Origin of the sequence: Nostocoides veronense, from assembly GCF_039531185.1 — a bacterium.
GTDB lineage: Bacteria > Actinomycetota > Actinomycetes > Actinomycetales > Dermatophilaceae > Nostocoides_A > Nostocoides_A veronense.
The window spans coordinates 1-1569 of sequence record NZ_BAAAPO010000073.1 but is presented as its reverse complement, the minus strand read 5'-3'; the positions used below and the strand labels follow the sequence as shown (position 1 = coordinate 1569).

Sequence of the window (1569 nt, the reverse complement as noted above, 5' to 3'; positions counted from 1 at the left end):
GGGTAGGGGTGAGTGCCCGACCTCGCTGCCGGGGGGTTCCACACGGGTTCCTGGGTTGCGCCGCCGAGGCGGCTGGGTGGTCAGGTCGCTGCTGTCGCCGGTGGCGCGTTGACGCGCTCGAAGAGGACGGTCCAGGCGTGCTGCCAGGGCCAGGCCCGAGGCAGGTGCAGGGTCAGCCGTCGGGCGGAGGTCGCGACCCGGGCCGGGACGTGGACCAGGGTGATGCGCACGGTCGCGGTCGTCGCTCTCGCGAGGCGACGGACACCGGTGAGGGCGGCTGCGGCTCGGGTGAGGTTGAACGCCATGACGGCCAGGACCAGCCAGGCGGCGTTGGCGGCGAACTTCCCCGAGGGCAGGTGCGCCAGCGCTGAGCTCTTCAGGTCGGCATGGACCTGCTCGATGATGGCGTGCGCGCGGTGAACCTTGTCGACGGCGACGGTGTCCGCGGTCTCGGCGGGTGTGGTGGTGAAGAACGCGTGATGCCGCCACAGCTCGAACAGGCCGTCCTGCCCGGCGCGTTTCTTCTTCTCGGCGTTGGCGTCGGGGATGCGCCGCACGACGAGCCGCCCGGGAACCTGGGTCTTCTTCTTCGAGGTGAACGCGACATAGGGGACCTCGGCGACCTGCGCCTTGGAGATCCACACGCCGGAGGCTTCGTCGAAGACGGCCCGCGGGTACTCGATGGTGGTCCACGCGTCATCGGCAATCGCGCTGATCGCGGCCTTGACACGGGGATCGAGGCGGACGGTGACCGAGACCTCCGCCCCGGCTTTGACCGCAGCGCCGATGACGGGATGCCCGTAGTAGGCCGAGTCCGCCCGCACCAGCACCCTGCCGTTGCTGGTCTTGCTCACGCCTCGGGCGAGGGCGCGCACCGTCTTCAGCGCATCACGGACCAGCCGTTGGGCACCGCGGGCGGAGTTGGCCGAGCCCTTGCGCAGGCGTTGCGCGACGATCACCGGAGCGCAGCTGTCGGTGGAGACGGTCGCGATCAGAGCGTTCAGGCCGCGGACCTTGGTGTAGCCGAACCCGGCGCCCTGTTTGGCGTAGCCGTGGACCTCGATGATGGTGTCGTCGATGTCGACCACCGCCACCTCCTCGCTCACGCCGGCGACCAAGGACGTGTCCTTGGCCAGGGCGGTCAGGAACCTCGAGGCGACCGCGTCGAGCTGGCGTACGTGCCCGAAGGTGAAGGTGCGCAGGAACGAGCCCAACGTCGAGGGTGCGTAGCAGCGGTCGAAGACCCGACCCATCCCGCCGTGCCGCAACAGCGCCATGTCCTCGATGCTGTCGGCGCCGGCGATCATCCCCGCGACCAGGGCGCTGACCTTGGCGCCGGCGTTGGCGCCCTTGTCGGTGGGCACGCTCAGCCGCTCATCGGCCAACGCGGCCAGGCCCGCCGTTTCGGCCAGCCGCAGGATCGGGATCAGTCCGGCCGAGCCGATCAGGTTCGGGTCATCGAAGACCGCTGACGTCGCTGCCGGGGTGTGAGAGAGTTGCACCTACGAGATGTCCCTTGCGGTCAGGTCGAACGGAAGCGTCAAGAACTTCGATTCTCCTGCACCACAA

At 69.4% G+C, this 1569-nt stretch carries 1 protein-coding gene; it reads right to left on the bottom strand.

Translation table 11 applies throughout. From position 1 onward, the window contains the following. Positions 1-80: 80 nt before the first annotated feature. The gene (locus tag ABD225_RS18535) at positions 81-1502 is read right to left on the bottom strand and encodes an IS1380 family transposase (protein WP_344089171.1); all 1422 of its coding nucleotides are present in this window, start codon (positions 1500-1502) and stop codon (positions 81-83) included. Between the last annotated feature and the right edge of the window lie 67 nt (positions 1503-1569).